This window comes from Brevibacillus borstelensis (genome assembly GCF_037834415.1).
GTDB classification, from domain to species: Bacteria; Bacillota; Bacilli; order Brevibacillales; family Brevibacillaceae; genus Brevibacillus; species Brevibacillus borstelensis_A.
Genome location: NZ_JAUMSJ010000012.1, coordinates 87840 through 114134, shown reverse-complemented (window position 1 = coordinate 114134; position 26295 = coordinate 87840). Strand labels below are relative to the sequence as shown.

Genomic DNA, 26295 nt, shown 5'->3' with positions numbered 1-26295 from the left:
AAGCAAGCTCCGCCGATCATTCGGCGGAGCTTCTTCTGTTTGCTCGCTTTTACATGTTAAACCGGCTAATGGACAATTGCAGCTCATGCGACAGCTTGCTCAGATTTTCGCTGGAGTTGGTAATTTCCTGCATCGATGCCAGCTGTTCCTCAGACGTGGCAGCAACGCCGCGGGTATGGTCGGAAGCCTCCTGGGCCAACCGGTTCATCTCATCCATGGACGACGCCACCTGCTGGATGCTTGCCGACATTTGCTCCGTCGCCGCCGATACCTCTTGAATTTGTTCCGCGATCGTCTGGGACGAACCGACGATGCGCTGGAAGGCTTCGCCAGCCTCGCGCACGATAACGCTGCCCGTTTCCGCTTCCCGGGTACCTTGTTTGATCGCATTCACTACCTGAGCGGTCTCATTCTGGATATCCTGGATCAGTCGCTCAATCTCACGAGCAGATCCTTCCGATTGCTCGGCCAATTTTCGTACCTCGTCGGCCACAACGGCAAAGCCGCGGCCTTGCTCTCCGGCACGGGCTGCTTCGATGGCAGCGTTCAGCGCAAGCAGATTGGTTTGCGAAGCGATACCCGTAATGACCTGAACGATCTCTCCGATCGCTTCGGACCTGACTCCAAGCAGTCGAACCATATCGGCAGCCCGGCTTACCGCTTCATTGATCGCCGTCATCTGATCGACCGCGGATTGAATGCGTTCATTTCCTTGCGCGGCTTCCTGAGCGGCCTGTCCTGAAAATTCAGAGACAGAGCCTGAGGTTTCGGCGATGCGTTGTACGGCCAGAGCCATTTCCTCCATGACCCGTACGCCTTCCTGCGAACGGAGTGTATGCACCTCTGATCCGGAAGCGATCTCTTCGATGGCTGCGGCAGCCTGCTCTGACGCTCTCGCCGTCTGCTCGGCGCTCGCGTGCAGCTCCTCGGAGGAAGCCGCTACCTGTTCGCTTGCCACTTTCACCTGATCGATCAAAAGCCGCAGCTCGGACACCAATCGGTTGAAGGCCAGTCCCAAAGTCCCGACTTCATCTTTGCCCGTGTAGTCGACTGGCTTCACCGCCAAATTTCCGCCGGCCAGCTCCTCCAGTCTGGAAGCCACGTCACGGAGCGGGTTGGCAATCATCCGGGCGATGGCAAATCCGACGCCGAGCGCGAGCACAATCGCTAGCACCGCGATCCCGAGCATCGTAATTTCTACAATTTTTGACTCCGCGGTATTGAGGTTGTTCGTTTCTTCCGCTCTTGCGGAGTTGTAGTCCGCCCAAGATTTCAGCTCCTGGTTAATCCCGCTCAGCGTTGATTCCGTCGCGCGGAAGAAAGCAAAGGCTTCGTCCGGATTTTTTTCTTCTATGAGATGAATCACGACTTTTTGGTCGCCCCGGTATTTTTCCAACAGCATTTTCAGCGTTTCCAGAATCTCTGTCTCCTGTTCCGACGATGCGGATTCCTGAAGCTTCACAAGCAATTCGTCAGACTCCGCAACCAAGTCCTGATACTGCTGCTTGTAGTCCCTTTGTTTGGAAGGGCTTGTTTCCAACATCATTTTATACATGATTGCCTCGATCTGTCTCGTTTCTGTACGCAGCTCGTTCACCCACTTGATCGGCAACAGCTGATCCTGGTACATCGTGGTCATCCTTGTTTCCGCTTTCATTAAATTGTAGTAGCCAGTAGCTCCTACTCCTCCCAAAAAAACACTCATCAGAACAACCAGACTCATTAGCTTTGTACGCGTTCGCATGTTGCGTAGTAGTTTCATGTCTTGAGGCCATCTCCTTATTTTCATAGTCATGATTGCAGAAAATAGTCGAATAATGTCTAATTCTACCAAAGGAGGATGGACAAGTCGATAGTTTTACGACGAAACTCCCACATCAAAAACTGAAAACAATGAAATATTGGAAATTTGCTGGTCGGGGCTGTAACAAATGTAGTAGGTCAGCTCGCCATTTATCTGATAACAGATCCCTTGATAGCCCTGTTCCATCAGGTAAAGTCTGATTTGCTCTCCCGTCCAATCCAGCCATTCCTGTTCATCCATAGCGGCCGAAATCCGCTTTAAATCGTCCACGGAATATTGATATTGCAGGGCATCGATTCGAAGCTGGTTCTCTCCGTATTGTTCGTTCAGATGAAAAAGTCCCGTAGTTCGCAGCTCCTGTGCGAGTATGGCCGCCTGGTCCCATGTCGTCTCCGCGTGACAAATGGCATACTGGGCCGCTATCTTCATGCTGCTGACCAGATAGACGCCTGAGCCAAACACAGCCTTGGCGACGGCCCCATTCACAAATTGTCTGCGCTCGTGCCGTTCATATCTTTGCAGCTGCACGACCCGTTCGGCTTCCCGGTATTCGACTCCCCGATAGACGATCTTTTTCATAGAGAAAACTCCTCTTCGCCGATTCATTTGCAGCTCGTGTTCCAAACGGGAAAAGAGGGGGCGCCGCACCGCGCCGCCCTGCTTTTCGCCAGCCAGGCCATTTCGCAGGACCCATGTCTTTTTTAAGGGAGCAATTTAACCATGTCGTCATAGGTCTCAGGCCTTCTGTCGCGGTAAAATTGCCACGTATCCCGAACCTGGCGGATCAGGTTTTTATCCATTTCCGCGATGATTGCCTCATCCTGGTCTCTGCTGCCGACGGAGACGAATTGTCCCCGCGGGTCTACCAGGTACGATTGGCCGTAAAATTCTCCCATCTTCCACGGGGCTTCCACTCCCACTCTGTTGATTGCGGCCACGTAGTATCCATTCGCCACGGCATGGGCCGGCTGTTCCAGCTTCCAGAGGTACTCGGAGAGGCCGGCAACAGTCGCAGACGGATTGAAGACAATTTCTGCCCCGTTCAGCCCAAGCAGCCTTGCCCCTTCCGGAAAATGGCGGTCATAGCAGATGTAGACGCCCACCTTGGCAAATGCCGTCTCAAAAACGGGATAGCCTAAATTTCCCGGCTTGAAATAGTATTTCTCCCAGAAGCCGCAGCCGTTGCCGCCGACTCCCACGTGAGGGATGTGCTGCTTTCTGTATTTGCCAAGGTACGTGCCGTCCGCATCGATCACAGCGGCTGTATTGTAATAGGTACCAATGCCTACCCGCTCATAGACAGGCAGGATCAGAACTGTCCCCAGCTGTTTGGCGAGCGACTGAAATTGCCGGATGGTTGGTCCATCCGGAACCTCCTCTGCCGCCTCGTACCATTTGGTGTTTTGTTCGGCGCAAAAGTACGGACCGTAAAAGATTTCCTGCAGGCAAATGATTTGAGCGCCTTTGACTGCTGCCTCGCGCACCAGCTTGACGTGCTTTTCGATTGCCTTTTCCTTGTGGACGTGGACCGGCTCATCGCCATGGACGTCGTTTTTTGCCTGGATCAGGCCGATCGTGACCTTGCTTGCCATGCTTGTGTCTGCCTCCTTTCGGGCTAGCTTGATGTTACGGCTGTTGAAAAGTAGTGCGCTTGATGTACTGGCCGCAGCCTGCCTGCCCGACGAATTGCTTGTCGCGTACCACAAACGAGCCTCTCGACAGAACGGATACTACCTCGCCGTATACTTCCATCCCTTCGAACGGGTTGTAGTCGACGTTCATATGGTGGCTTTCGACGGAAAGCGTCCGTTTTACATTCGGGTCAAAGATGACGATATCCGCATCCGAGCCCACCGCGATCGTTCCTTTTTTCGGAAACATTCCGAACAGCTTTGCTGCCTTCGTTGAACAGATGTCCACAAACTGGTTCAGGCTGATGCGCCCCTGGCGTACCCCCTCCGAATAGAGGATCGTCAAACGGTCTTCGATCAATGGACCGCCGTTCGGAATTTTGGTGAAGTCGCCGCGCCCCAATTCTTTTTGCCCGTGAAAGTTGAAAGGACAGTGATCGGAGCCGACTGTCTGCAAGATCCCGTTCTTGAGCGCACTCCACAGCACTTCCTGGTTCCATTTCTCGCGCAGCGGCGGAGACCAGACGTATTTGGCCCCCTCAAAGTCTGGTTGATCCATGACGCTTAGATCCAAAGCCAGGTATTGCGGGCATGTCTCGCCGTAGACATTCCAGCCTTTCTCCCGCGCCTCCGCAATCCGCTGCACGGCGGAAGCGCACGAGACATGGACTACGTAAAGCTGCGATCCGGCCAGGGCAGTCAAAGCGATGGCTCTGCCCGTCGCCTCTCCTTCCGCTTCAGGCGGCCGTGTATAGGCATGGTAGATCGGATCTGTCTTTCCTTCTGCCAGCGCCTGCTTTGTCAAATAATCGAGCACATCGCCGTTTTCCGCGTGCACCTGTACGAGCGCCCCCAGCTCCTTGGCCCTGACAAGCGTTTTAAACAAGGTCTCGTCGTCTGCCTGGAAGACATTTTTATAAGCCATAAACACTTTCAGCGAGGTAATGCCTTCCGCCGAGATGACGCTCTCCAGCTCCTCCAATACTTGATCGTTTGCCTCCGCGATCATCAGATGAAACCCGTAGTCGATAACCGCTTTTCCGCGAGCCTTTTCGTGCCATGCGGCAATCGCCGAGCGCAGTGTTTCCGCTTTTTTGGTCAGACAGAAATCAACGATGCTGGTCGTCCCGCCAAATGCCGCTGCCCTGGTGCCGGTGAAGAAGTCGTCTGCCGTCACCGTTCCCCCAAATGGCATGTCGAGGTGAGTATGCGGATCGATCCCGCCTGGAATGACATAGCAGCCCGTGGCGTCGATCTCTTCCGCTCCTTCGACTGGCAGCTGATGGCCGATCGCGACTACCCGCTCACCCTCCATCAAGACATCAGCCTGGTACGTATCGGCTGCCGTCACAACCGTACCTCCGCGAATCCATTTTTTCATTTTATATCCCCCTCTTTTCCCAGCCCCCGCAGGGCATTTGCACTAGCGGCTTTGTCTTTTGCCATTTTGCCAGTACAGGCTATGCAGTCCCCGGCCAAAACATTACTCCTGGCTCGCTTCTGCCAGTGCCGCCTGGCGCTGGTTCCAGGAAAGCGGTGGCTGGTCCGACGGAATTTCCACCATCTCGATCGTCCCTTCTACCGGACACACGATGGAACAGAGATTGCAACCGACACAGTCCTCTTCCCGAACGACCAGCCTTTCTTTCCCGGTCATTTCGTCAGTGACGATATCGATGCACTGGTGAGAGGTGTCTTCGCAGGCGATATGGCACTTGTTGCAGTTGATGCAGGTCTCCTCGCGAATGCGGGCTACGACCTTGTAATTCAGGTTGAGATGCCCCCAGTCTGAGTACGTATGCACGGCTTTGCCGACGATGTCCATAACCGAAGCAATTCCCCGCTCATCCAGGTAGTTGTTCAGACCGTCGATCATGTCCTCAACGATCCGAAAACCGTGATGCATAGCTGCGGTGCACACCTGAACGCCGCTTGCTCCCATCAGCAAAAATTCGACGGCGTCCTGCCAGGTGGAAATACCGCCAATCCCGGAGATGGGAATCCCCACCTGCGGATCGCGAGCGCATTCCGCTACCATGTTGAGCGCGATCGGCTTCACGGCAGGTCCGCAATAACCGCCATGCGCTCCTTTTCCGTCGACATGCGGGATCGGCAGCCACGAGTTTAGATCGACTCCCATCAGGCTGTTGATCGTGTTGATCATACTGACGGCATCTGCTCCGCCGGATGACGCTGCACGAGCGGTGAAGCGGATATCGGTGATGTTCGGAGTCAGCTTGACGATAACGGGCGTCCGGGCAACTTCCTTCACCCACTCTACCTGCTGCCTGATCAGGTCAGGGTGCTGCCCGACCGCCGAACCCATGCCGCGTTCCGCCATTCCGTGCGGGCAGCCAAAGTTCAGCTCCAGTCCGTCAACCCCTATGGCCTCCACTTTTTTTACGATTTCATGCCACGCTTCCCGTTTATGCTCGACCATCAGCGAAGCGATCAAGGTGTGCTTCGGAAACAGCTTCTTCGTCTCCCGCATTTCCTTCAGGTTTTCCTCAAGCGGTCGGTCCGTGATCAGCTCGATGTTGTTGAAGCCGAGAACCCGCTGCCCTCCGAAATGGAGACCGGCGAACCGGGACGTCACGTTGATGATCGGTTCACCCAATGTCTTCCAGACTGCGCCCCCCCAGCCCGCATCGAATGCCCGCTGCACTTGATATCCGGAGTTGGTGGGCGGAGCCGAAGCCAGCCAAAACGGATTGGGCGACTCGATTCCGGCCAAATTGATGCGTAAATCTGCCATTGCGCTGCGCCTCCTTTTACCTGGAGATTTCTATCGATCAGCACCGTTTCATGAAAAACGGTTCCCAGAATACATGGCCTATTGCCGCTCTTGCGTTTCCGTTTTGTTGCTCATCCACTTCAATATATCTACGAAACCGGCTGAGACTTTTCTTCCAGTGCCGCGTGCATCGCATGAGCAGCCCGCTTTCCGTGATTGGCGGCATCGACGACCATCGCGTCCGTCCCTCCTCCGCCAAAAATGACATCTCCCGCGGCATAAACCCGCGGATCAGAAGTGCGGTACGTTCCTTCCTCTGCCTCGACGATTCCGTTTTTGTGCTTTAGGCCGAACATTTCGATCAGGCCTTCATGCCGCGTTTGCCCGATCGCCTTTACGACGAAATCCGTCTCGAGCACAAACTCGCTTCCCGGTATCGGTACGGGAGTCCTCCGCCCTTTCGCGTCCGGCTCGCCAAGCTGCATTCGCATAAGCTCGATCCCGGTCACCCGTCCGTTTTCGCCGATAATCCGGGTCGGCGCTACCAACCAGCGGAATTCCACTCCATCCTGTTTGGCGAATTCGTACTCGAACTGGTAACAGGTCATTTCCTTGTCTGTGCGCCTGTAAAGGATTTGAACGAGCTCGGCACCCAGTCGTCTGGAGGCAGTCGCACCGTCTATCGCCGTATTTCCCGCTCCGATCACGACCACTTTCTTGCCGAGCATCAGGTCAGCAAGCGGCTTTGTTTTGGTGTCTTCCACGAGAGAGATCGCATCAAGCACGCCGGCCAGGCCTTCGCCTTCGATGTTCAGCATCGGGACAGCTCCCATGCCTGCCGCAAGCAATACAGCATCAAAGCTTTGCAGAAGCTCCTCCGGCGTCACGTCCACACCGACGCGGGTACCGGTCTTGAATATCACGCCCATTTGCCGGATTTGTTCCGCCTCCCACAGGGCTATCTCCTGTGGCAGACGGAAGGACACAATGCCGTAGGTGTTTAACCCGCCCGCCTTTTCCCTCGCTTCGAAAACCGTCACTTCATAGCCGAAACGGGCAAGCTCCCGGGCAGCCGAGAGACCTGCGGGACCGCCGCCCACGATGGCAACACGTCTGCCGTTGTTCTCGCCCGCCCTAAACAGAATTTTCTGATTTTTTATCGCCCAGTCTGTCGCGTGGCGCTGAAGCAAACCGATCATGATCGGCTTTGAAGCGTGATTGAGTACACAGGCCCCCTCGCACAGCTCCTCTGTCGGACAGACCCTGGCGCAGCTTGCTCCCACCGGATTGGCCGCCATGATCGTCTTGGCCGAACCGAGAAGATTGCCGGTAGCAATTTTTTTAATGAAGGACGGAATGTCGATCGAGGTCGGGCAAGCCTTGATACAGGGCGCATCGAAGCAGAACAGGCACCGGTTTGCTTCGTCGATCGCTTCTTTCGGCTTTAGCGCAGGAACCACTTCCTGAAAATTTGCTTCCAGCATGGACGCAGTTTCTTCGCGGTGAACGCTCATCATGCAACAACCTCCTCTGGCGTTCTGAAAATCGCTTCCTTGGTATTAATCAATGTGGAAAAAAAGCGTTTTATGATTCCTTCATCCCCTTTTTTCATATGCCGGTTATGAAATGGAACCGACTTCGCAGGCATGATTGATTTCAACGCGGAATAGGCTGATACCAAAGTGGAAATTGAGGGGGATGGCATGAAGGATTACGACCAGCTGATTGCCAGACTCAAACGGCAAATTGCGGAAACGACCGAACGGTTGGAGCGGTTGGAAGCGGAACGGATTGCTTGTGAGAAACAGCGCCTGGAGAGAAAACGCTATGTATCTTCGCGAGAAATACTCGACCTGCTCGCCTCCCGGAGCGGACGGACGGGCAGCATGGCCTCGATAAAAAGGTGGGCAGACGACGGGCTGCTCGGGACAGTCATCGATGAGCGCGAAGCATTTCCCTTGCTTTCAGGCAAACAGGGCAACAAGCGATTTCTCTACCCCCGGCGGGACGTGTTGCGCTTTTTGCACGGGCGGGGTCTTTTAGTCCCCAGCTTTGACGTGCTTGACCGCGTCCGGCTGGAGCGGAGCGGACAATCGGTTTGCGCTGTCATTACGGCAGTTGCGGTGAGCAAGGCTGACACCGAAGACGAGCTGTTTGTGTACCAGGCGCAGCTGGAGGAAAGCGGCGAAGTGATCGATGACATCCCGGAGAGTGCCCTGCAACAATCCAGCCACGATTCCCATCTGCTTGCCCAATCGTAAGGAGGACTTATGGAAACAGCTGTCATCACGCTGAACAATACGGTGGAAAACCAGGAGTATTCGCGCCAGATTCGCGATTTTCACAAAAGAAAAGGGCAGCCCCTCACCATCCGTTTCAGTGAAGAGCTGACCCATATTGTACTTGAGGCCCCTTGCTTGTATGTGCCTGATCGCCGGATACTCGGCAAGGAGGCGATTGTCGAAGGAGTGGTAAAAAAGAACAGCAGCCATTACGAGATTCACCCGCGCAGCAGGGGAAAAACCGTTAATCTGCATTTGGATTCAGAGCTGGTTGCCGAGCTGGAGCAAATTCGACTGAAGGTGGCGAGCAAAACGCAGCACGACGTCATCCTGGACATGTTCATCCGCGGCCTTCGCGCCTACCAGGCCGAACAGGATAACCAGCCTCCTGACAATCCGGAAGAGCAGGACTGAGCTTATTTATAGTCCCCTTTTAAATAGTTGTAAAACGGTTGATCCACCCAGAACTGATACGTTTCAACATGGACGGAAGGATTGATTTTTTTCAGGCCGGCTGCGACCCTGGCCGACTGTTCGTTCAGGGTAAACGTCTGTGCCAGATAACGCCCTTTTTTCAGTACATGGTTCGTAATCACCGGATAATCATCAAGCTTTGTCAGGGAATAATAGAGCGGCTGCCACCAGGACGCTTTGAGAAGCCCTGTCATATCCTCCTGATTTCGTTTCGCGTACTTCAGCACGAGTGGCTGAAACAGCTCTTTTTCTTTGACGGTGGCAAACTCGAGACTGAGATCGTATTCCTTGGCATACGCAATGTGGTTGCCGTTGTCGATCGGTACTACCTGGTAATCATCCGTCTGAACAGGCTCGCCCCATTCTTTCAGATAAACAAAAGCGGACGTTTTCGGCTCCAGCTGGACTTTCGCATCAATGCCTTCGCTGCGGAGCAGTCCGATCAATTGTACCGCATGGACGATATCGCTGTGCCCGTATGTAATCGTCCGAGTGGGATCGAAGCCGGGATCAAACCGCGTATCTTTGAGATTGTAGCCCGTGATCAGATTTTGCTTTACTCCTTCGTCTACCGTCTTTTGCAATTCCTCTGTTCTGATCAACTGGGATTCGTTCCACGCCTGCACGAGCTTCCCAAAGATATCGTCGTCGCTGATTTCGCCGAGATAGTTTTGCTGCTCTCCATGGAATTCGGCTACCTTGCCCAATAACTGATAAGCGACGTCGGCGGAAACATTGGCTTCCAGCTTTGCTCCGGCCACAGGCTTTGCGGACAGCAAACCGGTGTCCAGCGCGACCGCTACCTCCTGCGCGGATTCCTTGGCAATGGTTTTGCCCGGAGTGTACGACCAGCCCGCCGCATCCCAGGCTGCCGCGATCTTTTCATCAGAATAGGTAAGAGCCAGTTCTTTCAAGTCAGCGGCCTTCACCGACGCGCTGACGGCCTCCCAGAGCAAAAGCTTGCTGTCGGCGGATGCTTTCGGGAAGAAAGAAGGATTGGCCCCAGCGCTGTCAACCGCTATACTGGAAGCAGCCAGCAGTGTTTGCAAAGCCTTTTCATACTGCTGTTTTGTAATGGTCCCGGACAGAGCAATTCCGTACCGCTTGGTGATGTAGGCAGCACTGTCCTTGACGGATGCGGTCTGAAGCGTTGATGTTTGGACTGCGGCAGATTGCCCGGCTAATCCATATGTCGTCGCGAGGGCTGCATGAACCGGCACCCCTGATGACAGCGACAATGCGGTTAGCAGCACTGCCCCGGCGGCTGCCTGCTTGATCGTACGTGCTTTGTTCATAGTCATCCTCCTCTGTCGAAACCTCCAGAATTCATATAATTCCCATTTGTTTAGTGAGTATTGATCAAGTTGTACGTTACCATGATCCCCATCCTGCGTCAATACTTTCCATATCCATTGAGAAAAATGTTCCTGGCTTTTTGCCGTCCAGTCTGAGACGGACGGCTCGTTTCTCCGCAGGAAGAGGACAAAATTCGTTTCCTTTATCGTGCTATCTACTTTTTGGGAGGGGCATTTGTGGTTTACGAAAGCAGCTTCGATTTTCCTATCAACATGATTTTGTTCCCGTTCCTGGTCATCCTGTTTCTATACGCCCTGAATATCGTAACCAGCATATGGGCCTACCGTGACGCAAGAAAACGCGGAAAAAGCAGCGAGTATGCTCTCTTGGTCCTCATCGGCACACTGATGTTTCCGGTGATGGGCCTGATTGTTTATTTCATCATTCGCAATGATTCATAACGATTCGTCCAAAAAGGCTTCCCTCCCCTTTCTGCCATGCTCATAGCAGTCGGGGAACAGGAAGCCTCTTTATTTGCCAGGTATGCTTACGCCAATTCCGCGAACGCTTCTCGCAGCACGCGCGCGATGAAATCAATGTCCTCGCTCGTAGTGGAGAACGGCGGCGAAAGGGTGAGCACATTGTTGAAGCCCGGTATCGTATCGCCGTTTCGCCCGATGATCAGGCCGAGCTGTTTACAGGCTCCAATGATTTTGGTCAGTTTGTCTGGCGCTGCCGGTTCCTTTGTTTCCCGGTTTTCGACCATCTCGATGCCCATCAGGAACCCGAAGCTGCGCATGTCGCCGACATGCGGATGGTCCTCCAAAAACGACAGCTTCTCCCGCAGCTCCTCGCCCAGGCGGCCGGCCCGCTCGATCATCTGCTCTTCTTCCATCAGCTCCAGGTTTTTCAGCGCAAGCGCACAGGCCGCCGGATTTCCGCCAAATGTATTGACGTGGCGGAAATGCAGGTTGACCCCTTGCTCGTTGAACTTGTCGGCAATTTCTGCCCGCACCGCCGTTGCCGACAACGGCAAATACGCGCTTGTAATTCCTTTGGCCATGGTCACAATATCGGGCTTGACGCCAAAGTTTTGATGGCCGAACTTTTGACCGGAACGGCCAAAACCGCAAATCACTTCGTCGACGATCAGAAGCACTCCGTACTTATCGCAAATTTCCCGCACTTTGGGCATGTACTCCGGCGGAGGAACGATGACGCCGCCGCCCGTGATCGTCGGCTCCATGATGACAGCCGCCACTGAGTTTGCTCCCTCCCAGTTGATCACCTCGTCGAACACCTGGGCGCACTCGAGGCTGCAGCTGCCGTACGACTTTCCAAACGGACAGCGGTAGCAATACGGCGGTGATACGTGGAGAAAGCCAGGTGCCAGCGGTTCGTATTTTTGCTTTCGGATCGATTGTCCGGTAGCTGCCAACGCGCCCATCGTATTGCCGTGATAGGCGCGGTGGCGGGAAATGAACTTGTACCGCCCCGGCTCGCCGTTCTGGTGGTGGTACTGCCGGGCGATCTTGAAGGCAACCTCGTTTGCTTCCGAGCCGCTGTTGGAGAAAAAGATTCGGTACTCTTCGCCGAGCCACTCGCTCACCTTTTCCGACAGCTTGATCGCCGGCACGTGGCTTTGCGTCAGCGGAAAATACGCCATCGTTTGCAATTGCTCGTAGGCAGCCTGAGCAAGCTCCTGACGGCCGTAGCCGATATTAACGCACCAAAGGCCGGACATGCCGTCCAAGTATTTGTTGCCGTCAATGTCCGTCACCCATGAGCCGCTTGCTTCCGTGACGATCATCGGGTTGGGGTTGTATGGCGACATGTGATGCCACATGTGCGCCCTGTCTTTTTCCAGCAGAGCTTCCTTTTCCACCGCTTGGGTTTGTTGCTCTTGGCTCATCTTCGATCCACCCTTTCGTTATTTCACGAATACCTTCTGGGAACCGATGCTGGTGTCGCCGTCATCGAACCAGCGGGACGTGATCGTCTTCTTCTTCGTGAAGAAATCGACGCCGTCCTTGCCATTGGCGTGCAAATCTCCGTAGAAGGAGTTCTTCCAGCCGGTGAAGGCGAAGAAGCCCATTGGCGCAGGCACGCCGACGTTGACGCCGACCATGCCGGCTTCCACGCGCTGTACAAACTCCCGTCCCCACTTTCCGTTTTCTGTGTAGATGGTGGCCCCGTTGCCAAAGCGGGACTTGCTGATCGTCTCAAGTCCCTCCTCGAAATTTTTCACCCGCATGATACTCAGCACGGGGGCAAAGATCTCGTCGCGGACGATGACCATTTCGGCATCTGCCTTGTCAAAAATCGTCGGTCCAAGGAAATAGCCTCCCGCACTTGCTTTCGCATCCTCCCGTCCATCCCGAACAAGCTCCGCCCCTGCGGAAAGTCCCTGCTCGATGAAGCCGTGCACTTTTTCCAGATGGGAAGCGCGGATGACTGGTCCAAGGTCCACTCCCTGCTCCAGCCCATTCCCCATTGTCAAGGCGTTGGACTCTTCGATCAGATGGCGGATGAGCTCGTCGGCGATCTCCTCCACCGCGACGACCGCGCTCGCCGCCATACAGCGCTCGCCGGCACAGCCAAAGGCGGAGCTGACAATCGTTTTGGCGGCTCGCTGCAGATTCGTGTCCGACATGACGAGGTGATGGTTTTTCGCTCCGGCCAACGCCTGAACGCGTTTTCCATGAGCTGCGGCCGTCTTGTAGACATACTCGGCGACGGGCTGCGAGCCGACGAAGGAAAGGGCTTTCACATCCGGATGCTCCAGCAGCCCGTTTACGACGTCATGTGCGCCGTTGACGACATTGAACACGCCGTCAGGCAATCCGGCTTCCTTCAACAGCTCGGCGATCCGAATACAGGACAGCGGCGTGCGTTCGGACGGCTTCAGGACAAATGTGTTTCCTGCCGTAATGGCGATCGGGTACATCCACATCGGCACCATCAGCGGGAAGTTGAATGGAGTAATGCCGCCCACTACGCCAAGCGGAAACCGTATCACCTGGCAGTCGATGTTTTTGGCGATATTCGGCAGCGTCTCACCCATGAGCAGCGTCGGCATTCCGGCAGCAAACTCGACCATTTCGATGCCGCGCAGCAATTCGGCCTGTGCTTCCGCCAGGTTTTTCCCGTTTTCCAGCGTAATCATCCGGGCCAACTCATCCTGATGCTCCCACAGCAGGTGCTGAAAGCGGAACATGATCCGGGCGCGGTCCACGGCAGGAGTCTGGCTCCAACCCGGAAATGCCGCCTTGGCCGCTTGAACAGCCTTGTCCACGTCAGCCCTGGTCGAAAGCGGCACGCGTGACAGCAATTCGCCTGTGGCCGGGTTGGGAATATCCTCATAGCGCTCAGCCTGCGACTCCACCCATTCTCCGGCGATGTAGTTCTTCAAAGTAGGACCAACGATTGTTGTACTCATCACGTCAACTCCTTTGCGCACATATATGATTGATAATTCTATCTTATCTGAACATTCATCGTATCATCACTAGACAAACTGACAGGAGTTCGGTAGTATTCATGTTACATACTGTCTATAGGAGGGGAAGAATGACCAATGAATGGCGCCTGACAGTGGCTGATGTCGTCAAACGCCCTTTGTTTCAACATGCCGAAGTGGTGGCAGGCAGTCGGGGAGTATCCCGTTCCGTGCGGTGGGTGCATGTGCTGGAAGCGGCTCATACCGTTCAATACTTGAATGGAGAAGAGCTGATCCTTTCGACCGGACTCGGGTTTGGCGAGGTGAAAGAAAAGCGGCTCGCTTATCTCTCCGAGCTCATCTCGCGTAAGGCGGTCGGCCTTTGCATCGAGCTGGGCGACTACATTCCGAACGTGCCGCAGGACATGATTGAGCTTGCGGACCATCATGACTTTCCATTGATCGTCTTTCACAAGCCTGTTCGTTTTGTTGACATTACGCTAGATCTGCACGAGCATTTGATCAATCGTCAAATGCAGGCGCTTCGCAACCTGGAGACGTATTCCCGCAGTTTGCAGCAGCTCAGTCTGCAGACACAGGGCATCCCGAAACTGCTGCAGCATTTTCAGGCGAGCGTTCACACACAGGTGTTTTTCTTCCCTCTGGATGGCAATCCCCTCTACGTCCCTCCCCTGCCGCAGGCTGTACAGTCGGAGCTGTCTGTCCTGATGCGTACCGCTCTGCCCCAAGGGAATGATACGGCTGCGAGAAGCGGGGTCATCGCCCTCTCGGACAAAAAGAAGCTGGTCTACCAGCCCATTATCGTCATGGGACATCTGCTCGCTTATGTCGGCTTGATTTTGTATGACCGGGAGGCAGACGAATACCTGCTGTTGACGCTCGACTACACCGTAAGCTCCATGGCTCAAATCCTGATGCGAAAAATGTTTGCCGAGGAGCAGATGCTCGCTGCGGAAAATCGGCTGTTCGACGATTTGATCGCGAACAGGCCCTTGCCAGAGGAACAAATTCGCTCGCTGCTCGGTTTATCCGGCAAGAACAAAACACCGACCTACTATACGCTCTTATTGTCTCTGCATCGAAGCGCGGAGGAGCTCTCTTCGCCTCTTGCCCCGCATGAGCTGACAGGTGTTTTCCGTTCCCTGTTGACGAGGCTCGGCTTTCGCCCCTTCATCCGCTGCAAGGGAAACCGCTTTTACCTGCTGCTGATCGCACCGACCAATCAAACGGATATCCGCCGAACCTTGGACAAGGCAATGGCGGAAATGAAACGGATGTGCCGGCAGGTCATAGGCGCCGATACGGATGTCTTGTTTGGCGTAAGCCGCCCTGGGGAACGCCTGTCGGAAGCGGGCAAGCATCTGGCAGAATCCGAGCAGGCCCTGATCTTTCAGCAGGATGCCCACAGTCCCTACTTTTCCGAACTGGGTCTGTTTCGGCTGTTGTTTCATGTCCCGCAGGAGCCAGTACTCACGCATTTTATCGATGATTACCTGGGACCGCTCCTCCGGTACGACGCCGAGAACGGAACCCAGCTGGTCCAAACCCTGCGCGTCTACCTGGATCGCAGCATGTCCAAGCAGGAAACGGCTGATCAGCTGTTTATCCACCGCCAGACGCTGTACCATCGTTTGGAAAAAATCCAGGAGCATCTCCCGGTAGACTTTGCCCATCCCCATGAACGTCTTTGCCTGGAAATCGCCTTGCGGGCCCACGAGTGGAAGGACGGCTTGAAATATCGCTCCCCTGCAAGCCGGGCACACGAGAAAACGGCGGGTCCACCGCGTTAGTGTGGTGAATCGCGCTGTTTAAATACAAATGCTCATTTCAGGGTTTACTCCGGATAGCTCATCGACAGCTTGTAGGGAGCCCTCGGGCCGTCTTCAAGCTCCAATCTGATTTTGTACCGCCCTTTCTCCGGCAGGGGAAAAACAAGGTTTTTCCTCTTTTTTAGGTCTTTGATCGCAAGTATGTCGCCGCTTGGGCCATACAAAGTCAGACTCAGCGACCCATGATTGTTCCAGTCGACGTAGATTCTCAACCGGCCTTCGCTCTCGGCATGAAATGCGTAATCATCGAATCTGTTGATTCTTTTATCATCATTCAACTCCCCGTATTGGATATGATTCCCGCCGCCCTTCTCCACGAATTTGCCTGTAGTGGCGATGGCGAAGGGCTGAGGACCTTTCGGAATGTTGAAGCCTTTTACGTTCACCGTGTACAAGCCTTCTTCCGGACGGGATATCCATACCTGTTCCACGTTGTTCAGATTGTCTACTTCGTCGTCATACGGGTAACGGAAAAAGTCGTTGCCATTGAACCTCTCGCCGCTTGGAGCGGTAACCGTCATATCCAGGTTGTTCACCAAGGCTTTTTTCGCCGCCGGAGAAGCCGGATAGTCCGTCCAAGCCAGCGTGATGGCAAGCGGTTTGGTACGGTCGGTCACCTCAACGGCAAACGTCGCTTCTTCACCGGTTATGAGACCCTCTTTCTCATCGACAAAGTCCGTCTCAATCGCCTGCAAAAGGTTGGCCCGCCCGAATCCCTGCAGGCGCATGTCTTCATCCAGGTCATCGGCGCCGCTGATCAGCATCGCTTTGATCAGGGCGGCACTCGGTTCATCCAGTTCCTTTTCTTCGAGCAAAAACTGGCGGAGCTGAGCCGCCCCTCCGGCCAGGATCGGTGTCGCCATGCTTGTCCCGCTATTGTACGCATAGTAATCGTCGAACAGCGCTTCGAACTCGTCTTCAGGCGCCACCGACGAGCGAGCGGAAAGAATGTAGCTCCCTGGAGCGACAATATCCGGCTTCAGCCGTCCGTCTTTTGTCGTTCCCCTGCTGCTGAATCCCGCAACGGTATCCGGATCGTCTGCCTCTTTGCCGCCGACGTCTGGCCGGTCGTTCTCTGTAGCTCCCACAGCGATCACATTTTTGGCTGTCGCGGGGCTGCCGATCGTCTTGTAGCCAAGGTCTCCCTGATTGCCTGCCGCGACCAGGGCAGTCATATCCTTGTGTGCCCATAGAAACTGGTCAAACAAGTAGGAATCCAGTCCATAGTTGCCGTTATCGTCCGTCCCCCATGAATCCGCGTGGATACGGGCGCCGTCCTCATACGCTTCCCCGAGAATGTCTTTGACCTCGCCTTCCAGGTATCCCTTTTTCGTCAGCATGGAATGAAAGACCAGCTCCGCCTCAGGGGCCATTCCCTGATACTGTCCATCGGAGGCTTCTCCGCTGCCGAGCGCCGAACCGGCCACATGCGTTCCATGACCGTCCGGATCGCTGGCATCGTCTTTGCGGCCGATTGCATACAAGCTTTTGACCCTTCCCTGAAAATCGGGATGGAGATTGTCCAAGTCGCCCGTATCCAAACCGCTGTCCGCGATTCCGATGATTTGTCCTCTCCCTGAAAAGCCGGAAGCCTCCAGCTTGTTTGCCTTGATGATTTTGGCAGCCCGATCGTTATGCAGTTTCCGCTTCGGCAGAGGAACCACGGCGATCACATCTTCTGACTGGATGATCTCCTCCAATCCTTCGCCGCTCATTCGGGCAAGCGAAATATGCTTCGCTTCTTTCAGCGAGTCCACTTTACCCGCGAGCTCTTCACCCGCTGCCCGATGGAGAGTGCGGCGCATGTCCACATGCTGATCAAAGCCGATCACGGCCACCTCTACTTCATTTGTTGTTCCCAATGCCTTGCGCAAAGTGGGAGCGACCTTGTTTACCGGGTAAAAAGGAGCAACGCTTTTCACAAAAGGAAGATGCTTCAGCTGTTTATGATCTTTCTTGTCAGACAATTTTGCGATAAAGGAATAGTCCGGCAAATAATCGCCTAGTTCTACTCCTATGTCCTCTACTTCTACTTTCCATTCTTCTTCGATTGGCCCGTCGAATTGGATGACGACCAGGTCCGTGTCTTCTCCCGCTTCCCGCTTGGAACGAGTGTCCAGCGAAGAGACTTCCCTGGCCTCGATATCCAGATCGCCTCTGCGCTCTCCCGGCTGCTTGGCTCCCGTCGGCAGCCCGCCGGCCATGAGCGACAGCACCAGTACGGCAGTCAGTGTCACATGCCCTTTCGCCCGCAATGAAATGCCCCCTTGTCTCCTTTTTTAATAACAACATTATACGAAAAGAGGAAAAATTGTAAAAGTGTCCCAAGCTTTAGACGGACAAAAAGCGCAGTTGATCCGCACTGGATCATGCGCTTTCTTCGTTTCCCGGCCTCCAGCCGAAAGAACCCTGCCCGGTCCAATCGGTTATACCAGATGGCATGCGACATGGTGCTCCGGACGGACTTCTCGGTACTCCGGCACTTCTGCCCTGCATCTGTCCGTGGCAACCGGGCAACGGGTATGAAACTTGCACCCTTGTGGCGGGTTGGCAGGACTCGGGATATCTCCTGTCAATAAGATACGCTCCCGCGTGATCGTAGGGTCCGGTATCGGTACGGCAGAAAGCAGCGCTTTCGTATACGGATGGAGCGGATTTGCAAACAGCTCTTCGCGTAGAGCCATCTCCACAATCGAGCCTAGATACATAACCGCCACGGATGTGCAGATGTGTTCCACGACGCTTAAATCGTGAGAAATAAACAAGTAGGTCAGGTTTTCCTGCTGCTGCAAATCAGTGAGCAAATTGATGATCTGCGCCTGGATCGATACATCAAGAGCCGATACGGGCTCGTCGAGGACGATAAAGTCCGGCTGCAGGATGAGTGCTCTGGCAATCCCGATCCGTTGCCTCTGCCCGCCGGAAAATTCATGCGGGTAGCGATCGTAGTGGTAAGGCGCCAAACCGCAAATATTCAGCACCTCCAACACCTTCTCGCGAATTTCCGCCTTCGAGCACAGCCCGTGATCGACGACCGCTTCGCCGATCGCCTCCCCGACCTTCACGCGCGGGTTTAGCGAGCTGAACGGGTCCTGGAACACGTATTGCATTTTGGGACGCAATTTGCGAAGCTCTTTTGGCGGCAGCTGATGGATATCCCGCCCATTATATAGAACGCGGCCCTCGGTCTTGTCGTACAGCCTGATAATCGTCCGGCCGGCTGTGCTTTTGCCACAACCCGACTCACCGACAAGCCCCAGTGTTTCTCCTCTTTTCATTGTAAAACTGACCTTGTCAACCGCTTTTACATGCCCGATCGTCCGTTGGAACACACCGGAGCGGATCGGAAAATACTTTTTCAACTCTTTTACTTCCAGAATGACATCGCTCATTTCGCACCCTCACCTTCGTACAACCAGCATGCCACTTTGCCGCTTGCTCCCTCTGTTTTTAATTCCGGCTGCTTCGCGCGGCAAATATCCATCGCATGCTCGCAGCGGTCGCTGTAGTGGCAATTCTCCCCCAATCCAATCGGATTGGGCACCTGGCCCGGGATTGTAAACAAGCGTTCTTTTCGTTGGCCGATTACCGGTTTGGCGAGCAGCAGGCCCTTTGTATACGGATGGCGCGGATTCTGGAAAATCTCTATGACCGGGCCTTCCTCGATCACCTTTCCCGCGTACATGACGATCACGTAATCAGCCATTTCTGCAACGACGCCGAGATCATGGGTGATCAGCATTAGAGACATGTTCCGGTCTTTTTTCAATTGCCGGAGCAAATCGAGTATTTGCGCCTGGATCGTAACGTCCAGGGCTGTGGTCGGCTCATCGGCAATGAGCAGCTTCGGATCGCAGCTGAGAGAGATCGCGATCATGATCCGCTGTCTCATCCCCCCGCTCAATTCATGGGGATAGCTGTCGAAAACCTGTTCGGCGCGCGGAATTCCTACCTGCTCGATGAGCTGGATAGATTTTTTTCGAGCGTCGCTTTTGGAGAGTAGCGTATGCTCGATCAACGGCTCCATGATTTGATCTCCTACCGTCAGAACGGGATTCAGCGATGTCATCGGCTCTTGGAAGATCATGGCGATCTCGTTGCCGCGGATCATTCTCATCTCGCTTTCCTTGATCTTCAGGAGGTCGCGGCCTTCAAACAGAATTTCTCCGCCTTCAATTTTCCCGGGAGGCGAAGCGATCAAGCGCATCAGCGACATGGCGGTTATGCTTTTGCCGCACCCGGATTCCCCTACAATGCAGACTGTCTCTCCCGTACGAATGGAAAAGCTGACGTCATTCACAGCTTGTACGACACCGGCTTCTGTATGGAAATAGGTTTTCAAATTGCGAAATTCAACAAGTGTCTTGGACATGTTCAGCTTCCCTACCTTTTCTGTTTGGGATCAAAGGCGTCCCTCAAGCCGTCACCGATGAAGTTGATCGAAACGACAGTAAGCAAAATGCATATCCCAGGAGGTACCCACAGCCAGGGCCTGTTCTGAAAGTCGATCATGTTGTTTGCCGCCGAGATCATCTGTCCCCAGGACGGGGTAGGCGGAACTACGCCGAGTCCGAGAAAGCTGAGCGTGGATTCGAGCAGGATGGAGTTGGCTACGCCGAGCGTCGCCGCAACGATGATGATCGGAACCGTATTGGGCAGCAGATGCCTGAAGATTTTCCGCCTGTCGCGGAGTCCGAGCACTTCGTTCGCCAGCATGAATTCCTGTTCCTTCAAGCTGAGAACCTGGCTTCTCACGAGACGGGAAAGACTCATCCAGGCGATCATTCCGACGATGAACATGACCAGGTAAATTCGCTTATCCGGGGGAAACTTCAAATCGGACAGGATAGCGCCTAGCGCCACGAGGATGGGCAATGTCGGTATCGCGTAAAGAATGTCTGCAAACCGCATGATCACCGAGTCGACAAAGCGTCCGTAGTAACCGGCAATCGCCCCAAGCGTGCCGCCGATCAATACGATGATGGAAGCCGCGACTACCCCCACGAGCAAGGAAACCCTTCCCGCCTCCATCGTCCTCAGCAGCACATCCCGGCCGAGTTTGTCCGTGCCTAGCCAATGCGTTTCGTTTGGCGGCAGATTGGCGTTTCTGACCGTGATCTTCGCGTCGAGGTGCGAAGAAAAGTAGGGACCGATAAACGAAAACAAGAACATAAAAGCGAGGACAACCACCCCGGCCACGGCCATCTTGTTTTTGAACAGCCGGCGGAAGGCGCTGCGCCACGGGGAGTCGGATTTGACTTTTTTGGTCCTGACCTTCACCTGGACGTTTGCAAGATTCTGGCTCATCTCATATCCCCCCTACCTGTTCCGGACCCGCGGATCTGCGACGCCGTACATCAGATCGGCCAGGATATTGGCGACGATCGTCAGCACGACCAGCAGCATCGTGAAGCCCATCAAGAGCGGGTAGTCCCTTTGAAAAATGCCGTCAAGCACGACCCGGCCGATGCCCGGCCAGTTAAAGATGCGTTCCGTGATGATCGCACCGGAAAACAATCCCGGTATTTCAAGGGCGAACAGGGTGATCAGCGGGAGCAAGGCGTTTCGCAGCGCGTGCTTGAAAATGACGACGCGTTCTTTCAATCCCTTGGCACGGGCTGTGCGAACGTAATCCTGCCTGATCACTTCCAGCATATTGGTCCGGAAGTATCTGGTCACCGAGCCGATATTCAGCATGGTCAGAACGATTACCGGTAGCGCCAGGTGTTTCATCACGTCCCAAAAATCCGCCCAGCCGCTCAGGGTACTGCCTGTCGACCGCATGCCGCCCAGCGGGAAAATCTGATAGTCGACGGCAAAAAACTTGAGCATGAGCAGCCCTAAAAAGAAGGAAGGAAAGGACATCGCCATAAATACGAGCAGCGTGACAGCCGAATCGTAGATGGAATACTGCCGGAGCGCGGCCAGGATGCCGACGATTGACGCAATCATCCATTGCAGCACCAGAACGATAATGGCGATCAAAAAGGAGTTCCACATGAATATATGGATCACACTCGTCACAGGCTGGCGATGCAGGACGGATTCGCCGAAATTGCCCGTCAAAAGGTTGCCAATCCAGGTGAGGTACTGCTTGTAGAGAGGTTGATCAAGCCCGTGCAAGGCGCGTATCTCGTCGATTCTTTCCTGGGTCATGTTGGCGTCAGCCGACATCTGGGTGAGAAAATCCCCTGGTGCCAAGGTGAACACGAGAAAGACGAGGATTGAGGCGCCGATCAGGGTCGGGATGCTCTGGATGAGTCTGCGGATAAGGAGCTGCTTCATGATTTCCTCCCCTCTTATGCAGGCAATATGCCCAGCGTGAAGCCGAGCATATTGCCAATCGGTGTGGTTGTCTAAAAAATTTAGTTAATTTGAATTTCGTTCAGAGACTCAGAGAAGTATTTGTAAGGAGAGATGACAAATCCGGAAAGTCTGGAGCTGTACGCGTTCAAGTTGTAGCGCTGGTACATGAAGACTACCGGAATTTCGTCGTTGATGATCTCGTACGCTTCCTGGTAAATCGCTTTGCGCTTGGCCTGGTCAAATTCTTTCAGGCCGGCCTCCAGCAGCTCATCGACTTTCGGATTGGAGTAACTGTCTTTATTGGAGCCGCCATTGGTGTGGAACAAGCCGTACGGATCAGGGTCTGTGGAAAGTCCCATGGCCAAAAACGCCATCTCGTGCTCTCCCTTGTCGCGTTTATCGATAACCGCGTTGAATTCCAGCTGCTCCGCGATGAACTCAATCCCCAGCTCCTTGTAGTTTTCCACCGCAATCGGAATCAGCGCGTCGTTTACCTCATTCGGGGTAGAAGCAGAGAACTGGATGGTGAACCTCTTGCCGTCCTTATAACGGTAGCCGTCGCCCTCCAGCTTCCAGCCCGCCTCTTCCAGAAGCTGTTTCGCTTTTTCCGGATCGTAGGTGTACTTCGTCAGTTTGGACTCATCCGGATAGCCCCAGGAAAGCTTTGACTGCGGAACGTCGATGACCTCGGCATAGCCTTGGGAATAGGCGTACACGACTTCCTCACGGTTCAGTCCGTACATCAATGCCTGTCTGACGCGTTTGTCCTGGAATTTCGGCAGCTTGTGATTGATCGCGATATAGCCGTATCCGTTGTTCAGCAGCATGTCTAGATTGACAAAACCGAGCTCCTTTAACGCCTCGACATTGTCGGCATTTACGGTAATCGAAGCGTCAAAGTCGGTTGCACCCGTTTTCAGGCTTTGAATCTGGGTCTCATCCGTTGTCGACTTGAAGATCAAATTTTTGACTTTCGGCGCGCCCTTCCAGTAGTTTTCATTCGCCACCAGCCGGACTTCCTGTCCAGGGATGAACTCCTTCAAAATGTAGGGACCGCTGCCCATCGGCTTCTGATGCAGGCTCTTGACGTGCGCCAGGTTTCCTTTCGCGTAGTTTTGTCCGTAATAGTGCTTGGGCAGGACAAAAATTTCAGCCCCGAGCAGCAGCAGGGTCGTTGCGTTTGCCTCTTCCACCTGAACTTGAATGGTCTGCGGATCGATTATTTTTACGCCCTCGATGCTGCTTGCATTTCCATTCTTGTACGCTTCTCCGCCTTTGATTTTGGCTTTGGACAAGTTCGTTCTTCCGTCGTATTTGGGATCCAGGAGGACATGGTAGGCGAAAGAGACATCCTCTGCCGTTACCGGTTTGCCGTCGGAAAATTTTGCCCGTTTGTCTATATAGAACGAATATGTCAAACCATCCTCGGAAACCTCCCATTTTTCCGCAAGTCCCGGAATGACACTGGCGTCCTTTGCTACCGAGAGCAATCGCTCGGTTACCGCTTCGATCACGTATCGGTCATAAATCGTGTTGTAAAACCAGAAGTTGAAAATGCCCTGCGGGTCTGTTATGCCAAGTACCATCGTGTCTGTCCGCTTCTTCGCCGACTCCGGCACCTTCGACGGATCAGTCGCCTTGATGAAGCCCAGCTCCTTTTTTTCGCCCGCTTGGTTCTGCTCCTGCTGGCTCTGTCCCTGTTGGTTTTGCTCTTGCTGGCTTTGCTCCGTCTGCTGCGCTGCAGGCTGTGTGCAAGCTGACAGAAGCAGTGCCCCTGTAAGCAAGGAGCAAATAAATAGAGAAATTGACCTTTTCTTCACTAAATTTCCCCCTTTTTGAATTTTCACATAACATTTCCATTATAACCTATATTTTGGTAATCAGATAGAAAATTCTTGTTGATCAAAATATATCTTGCAGAAATGTGTCCTTAGGCGTCATGCATACAAAAAAAGAGAGACAAAAGTCCCTCCGCAAGATCACGCTCTGTTTCCGTCTCCTGCTGGCAAAAACAACGGGGCAAAGTCTTCCCATTCCAGCATGCTCAACGTTTCGCGCGTCCACTCCCCTGTCTGCCGCTCGGTTATCCTTACCGCCTGATTTTGCATCGCTTCCTGAACGAGATTTTGGACAAGCCTGCCATTCCCGTGCAGCAGGTTGCTTGAGGCGGCCCTCTCCAAATGGGCGCGGATCGTTTCCACGGTTTTGTCGTGCACCTGGTATCCTTCCTGGCAAACCTTTTGCCTGAGCATTTCCACGAGCTCATCCGTCGTGTAATCCGGGAACGGAATATGCTTTTTAAAGCGGGAGTAAAGTCCCGGATTGCTTGCCATGAACCGCTGCATTTCCAGCGGGTAGCCGGCGAGGACAACGACCAGGTTTTCTTGATGCCTGGTCATCTCCTCCACTAATGTATGGATTGCTTCATGGCCATAATCCGTTTCGCTTCCTTCGGCCAGAGCGTAAGCCTCATCGATAAACAGGACCCCTCCCAGCGCCTCCCGAACCTTCCGCCTGGTCAAAGCAGCCGTCTGCCCCACAAATCCGGCGACCAGATCAGCCCGGCTCACCGTGACGAGGTGTCCCCGCTTCAAGTAGCCGATCTCTTTCAACCTTTCGGCATACAGCCCGGCAACCGTCGTTTTTCCGGTACCCGGATTCCCTGTGAAAACCGCATGGAGCTCAATAGGCAAGGCTGGCAGCCCGATCGCGCTGCGCTTGCGCTGAACGTCGACAAAGGCTGATATCTTCTGCAGCTCGGCCTTCACCTGCTCCAAACCGATCAAGGCGGACAGCTTTTCCCAGGCATTGTCTGTCTTCTGATCGCTGCGCTTGGGCAGAACATCCTCTCGGTCGAGAATGGTAAAGTCATGCCAGTCCAGCTCTTTTTGGGCATCCAGCTCCCGCCCTTTGGCAAAAATGGCGTCCAGGACGATATTATGGACCGTCCGGGCGTTGCCAAAGGTGTGGTCTACCTGGGCTTGCTCGATCCGCTCCCGAAGGGCGGCGCGCGTTTCCGCTGTCAGCGTAAAATCATTGCGGCTGGCGACTTGCTCGGCAATGAGCAGAAGCTCTTCCGTGTTGTAATCGGGAAGAAGAAAATGGCCGGTTTCCGGAAACCGGCTGCGAAGTCCCGGATTGGCGTACAGGAACTGCCTCATCTCCTCGGGATAGCCCGCCATCATGACGACAAAGCGACCTGCGTACTCGCCGCCGGTCATGGCGGCAACGAGCGTATCGATCGCGGCCTGGCCATAATCGCTGCCGGAGCTGTCCGGCCGTTTCAGACTGTAAGCCTCATCGATAAACAGGACGCCGCCCTCTGCCCGCTTGACTGCTTCCATCACCTTTTGCTCAGTCTGTCCTACGTATGCGCCCACCAAATGGGAGCGATCGACCTCCACGACTTCTTCACGCTCCAACAATCCAAGCTCGTGATAAAGTCTGGCGATGAGCCTGGCGAGTGTCGTTTTCCCTGTTCCCGGATTGCCCATGAAAACGAGGTGGAGCGAAAGCTCGTCTTGCATATGCCACCCTTTTTCCTCTCGCAATCGGCGGTAGCGGAGAAAATTTGCCAGCGAGCGAACGCGCTCCTTGATTTCCTGCAAGCCGATCAAAGCCTCCAGCTCTTCCAGAGCGGACCGTTTCCCTGCTGGTTCTTCTGCGACATCGGCTTCCTTTTCGGGATCGATCAGCGCGGCTCTCTTTTCATGCTGGGCAGTCAGTGACCGAATCGATTCCTGCAGAGACGCCAGTGATTCTCCGGAATAAAACAGCCCGTGAAGGGAAGCGGCGTGCTCCTCCGCCCGCTCCAGCATTTCCTGCAGCAGCCGCTCCCTTTCCGCGTACAAAGCTCCCAGGGCTGCCAGCCTCTCCGCCTTTTCGTATTCCCCGGCCAGCTTTGCCGCCTCTGTGGCTTCTGCCGTCAGTATACGCCACCCGCCAAGCTCCTCCAGCTCCACTCTGCCCGCTTCCTGGAGAATGTCCAGGTTTTTGCGGCGGCTGACAGCGTTATCTGTCTCGCGCACCGAAGGATAGCCCTGATAAAACCGATGTTCCTTTAGCCGCATTTCATACAGCCAAAGACGGCATTGCAAAGCCAATGGAAAGGAAGCATCCAGCGATATGGCCCGGTCCAGCCATTCCTTTGCCAGCGTATGGCCTCCCGGCTTCTTCATCCGCTTGGCAGCAAGCAAGGTCAGAACGACCGCTTCGGCTTTGTCAATCCGGTCGAAGGGAGCGTTTTTTCGCAAATCCTCGACCACATGCAAAGCCGACAGAAGCTCTCCCTCTGTCGCTTCTTGTGTTCCAAGGGGCTGCTCTCGCCAGATCCATATTTGTTTCAGACGGTCCGGTACGTTCTGTTGCTGCATCAAAGGTCCTCTCCCATCCGTACAATCTCTTCTCACTCCTGTTGTATCATATTTTCTGTAAAGTGAAAAGGACAGGGATCCCCTATGAGGCGTAATCGTTGATATT

20 protein-coding genes are annotated in these 26295 nt (G+C 54.3%); 4 read left to right on the top strand and 16 right to left on the bottom strand.

Translation table 11 applies throughout. The features are described 5' to 3' along the window. Positions 1-49: 49 nt before the first annotated feature. The 6 genes from Q3F21_RS12545 to Q3F21_RS12520 all read right to left on the bottom strand — a co-directional run bounded on the left by Q3F21_RS12545 (position 50) and on the right by Q3F21_RS12520 (position 7683). Entirely contained in the window at positions 50-1762 is a 1713-nt protein-coding gene (locus tag Q3F21_RS12545) for a methyl-accepting chemotaxis protein (RefSeq protein ID WP_340252990.1), read from the bottom strand. 96 nt (positions 1763-1858) lie between these two features. Next, a complete protein-coding gene (locus Q3F21_RS12540) occupies positions 1859-2383 on the bottom strand; it encodes a hypothetical protein (RefSeq protein ID WP_340252988.1) in 525 nt (174 codons plus the stop codon). Between the two features lie 122 nt (positions 2384-2505). Continuing rightward, a complete protein-coding gene (locus tag Q3F21_RS12535; RefSeq protein WP_340252986.1) occupies positions 2506-3396 on the bottom strand; it encodes a nitrilase-related carbon-nitrogen hydrolase in 891 nt (296 codons plus the stop codon). A 34-nt stretch (positions 3397-3430) separates the two neighbouring features. After that, the gene (gene hydA, locus Q3F21_RS12530) at positions 3431-4816 is read right to left on the bottom strand and encodes a dihydropyrimidinase (RefSeq protein WP_340252984.1); all 1386 of its coding nucleotides are present in this window, start codon (positions 4814-4816) and stop codon (positions 3431-3433) included. A 102-nt stretch (positions 4817-4918) separates the two neighbouring features. Further along, complete coding sequence (gene preA, locus Q3F21_RS12525) at positions 4919-6190, bottom strand: NAD-dependent dihydropyrimidine dehydrogenase subunit PreA (protein ID WP_340252982.1); 1272 nt, start codon at positions 6188-6190, stop codon at positions 4919-4921. A gap of 128 nt (positions 6191-6318) precedes the next feature. Then, a complete protein-coding gene (locus tag Q3F21_RS12520; protein ID WP_340253004.1) occupies positions 6319-7683 on the bottom strand; it encodes an NAD(P)-dependent oxidoreductase in 1365 nt (454 codons plus the stop codon). Positions 7684-7872: 189 nt separating this feature from the next. Between Q3F21_RS12520 and Q3F21_RS12515 the strand changes: the two genes are divergently transcribed. Both Q3F21_RS12515 and Q3F21_RS12510 read left to right on the top strand, forming a co-directional pair. Continuing rightward, positions 7873-8430 (top strand): hypothetical protein, encoded by a 558-nt coding sequence (locus tag Q3F21_RS12515; protein ID WP_340252980.1) that lies wholly within the window; start codon positions 7873-7875, stop codon positions 8428-8430. Positions 8431-8439: 9 nt separating this feature from the next. After that, on the top strand, positions 8440-8865 hold the full coding sequence (locus tag Q3F21_RS12510; RefSeq protein WP_340252978.1) for a hypothetical protein: 426 nt from the start codon (positions 8440-8442) through the stop codon (positions 8863-8865). Between the two features lie 2 nt (positions 8866-8867). Here the strand turns inward: Q3F21_RS12510 and Q3F21_RS12505 are convergent, their stop codons facing one another. Next, a complete protein-coding gene (locus Q3F21_RS12505) occupies positions 8868-10220 on the bottom strand; it encodes a hypothetical protein (protein WP_340252976.1) in 1353 nt (450 codons plus the stop codon). Positions 10221-10457: 237 nt separating this feature from the next. On the opposite strand from Q3F21_RS12505, the gene Q3F21_RS12500 reads away from it, so the two are divergent. Continuing rightward, positions 10458-10682: a PLDc N-terminal domain-containing protein gene (locus Q3F21_RS12500; protein ID WP_425341252.1), complete on the top strand. Its 225-nt coding sequence runs from the start codon at positions 10458-10460 to the stop codon at positions 10680-10682. An 86-nt stretch (positions 10683-10768) separates the two neighbouring features. Here the strand turns inward: Q3F21_RS12500 and Q3F21_RS12495 are convergent, their stop codons facing one another. Next, a complete protein-coding gene (locus tag Q3F21_RS12495) occupies positions 10769-12133 on the bottom strand; it encodes an aminotransferase (RefSeq protein WP_340252974.1) in 1365 nt (454 codons plus the stop codon). Positions 12134-12151: 18 nt separating this feature from the next. Next, positions 12152-13660 (bottom strand): CoA-acylating methylmalonate-semialdehyde dehydrogenase, encoded by a 1509-nt coding sequence (locus Q3F21_RS12490; protein ID WP_340252972.1) that lies wholly within the window; start codon positions 13658-13660, stop codon positions 12152-12154. A gap of 131 nt (positions 13661-13791) precedes the next feature. On the opposite strand from Q3F21_RS12490, the gene Q3F21_RS12485 reads away from it, so the two are divergent. Continuing rightward, entirely contained in the window at positions 13792-15471 is a 1680-nt protein-coding gene (locus Q3F21_RS12485) for a PucR family transcriptional regulator (protein ID WP_340252970.1), read from the top strand. Positions 15472-15515: 44 nt separating this feature from the next. Here the strand turns inward: Q3F21_RS12485 and Q3F21_RS12480 are convergent, their stop codons facing one another. From Q3F21_RS12480 to Q3F21_RS12450, 7 genes are all read right to left on the bottom strand, one after another. Continuing rightward, the gene (locus Q3F21_RS12480) at positions 15516-17765 is read right to left on the bottom strand and encodes a S8 family serine peptidase (protein ID WP_340252968.1); all 2250 of its coding nucleotides are present in this window, start codon (positions 17763-17765) and stop codon (positions 15516-15518) included. A 171-nt stretch (positions 17766-17936) separates the two neighbouring features. Then, positions 17937-18902, bottom strand: a complete 966-nt coding sequence (locus tag Q3F21_RS12475) for a dipeptide ABC transporter ATP-binding protein (protein WP_340252966.1) — start codon at positions 18900-18902, stop codon at positions 17937-17939. Further along, positions 18899-19882 carry an oligopeptide/dipeptide ABC transporter ATP-binding protein gene (locus tag Q3F21_RS12470; protein WP_340252964.1) on the bottom strand — a complete coding sequence of 328 codons (984 nt, stop codon included), beginning with the start codon at positions 19880-19882 and terminating at the stop codon, positions 18899-18901. Before Q3F21_RS12470 ends, Q3F21_RS12475 begins: the two co-directional genes overlap by 4 nt. Before the next feature lie 11 nt (positions 19883-19893). Next, the gene (gene opp4C / locus Q3F21_RS12465) at positions 19894-20817 is read right to left on the bottom strand and encodes an oligopeptide ABC transporter permease (RefSeq protein WP_340252962.1); all 924 of its coding nucleotides are present in this window, start codon (positions 20815-20817) and stop codon (positions 19894-19896) included. A 12-nt stretch (positions 20818-20829) separates the two neighbouring features. Beyond that, positions 20830-21795: an ABC transporter permease gene (locus tag Q3F21_RS12460; protein ID WP_340252960.1), complete on the bottom strand. Its 966-nt coding sequence runs from the start codon at positions 21793-21795 to the stop codon at positions 20830-20832. An 80-nt stretch (positions 21796-21875) separates the two neighbouring features. After that, the gene (locus Q3F21_RS12455) at positions 21876-23636 is read right to left on the bottom strand and encodes an ABC transporter substrate-binding protein (protein ID WP_340252958.1); all 1761 of its coding nucleotides are present in this window, start codon (positions 23634-23636) and stop codon (positions 21876-21878) included. Positions 23637-23795: 159 nt separating this feature from the next. Next, a complete protein-coding gene (locus tag Q3F21_RS12450; protein WP_340252956.1) occupies positions 23796-26189 on the bottom strand; it encodes an AAA family ATPase in 2394 nt (797 codons plus the stop codon). Positions 26190-26295: the final 106 nt, after the last annotated feature.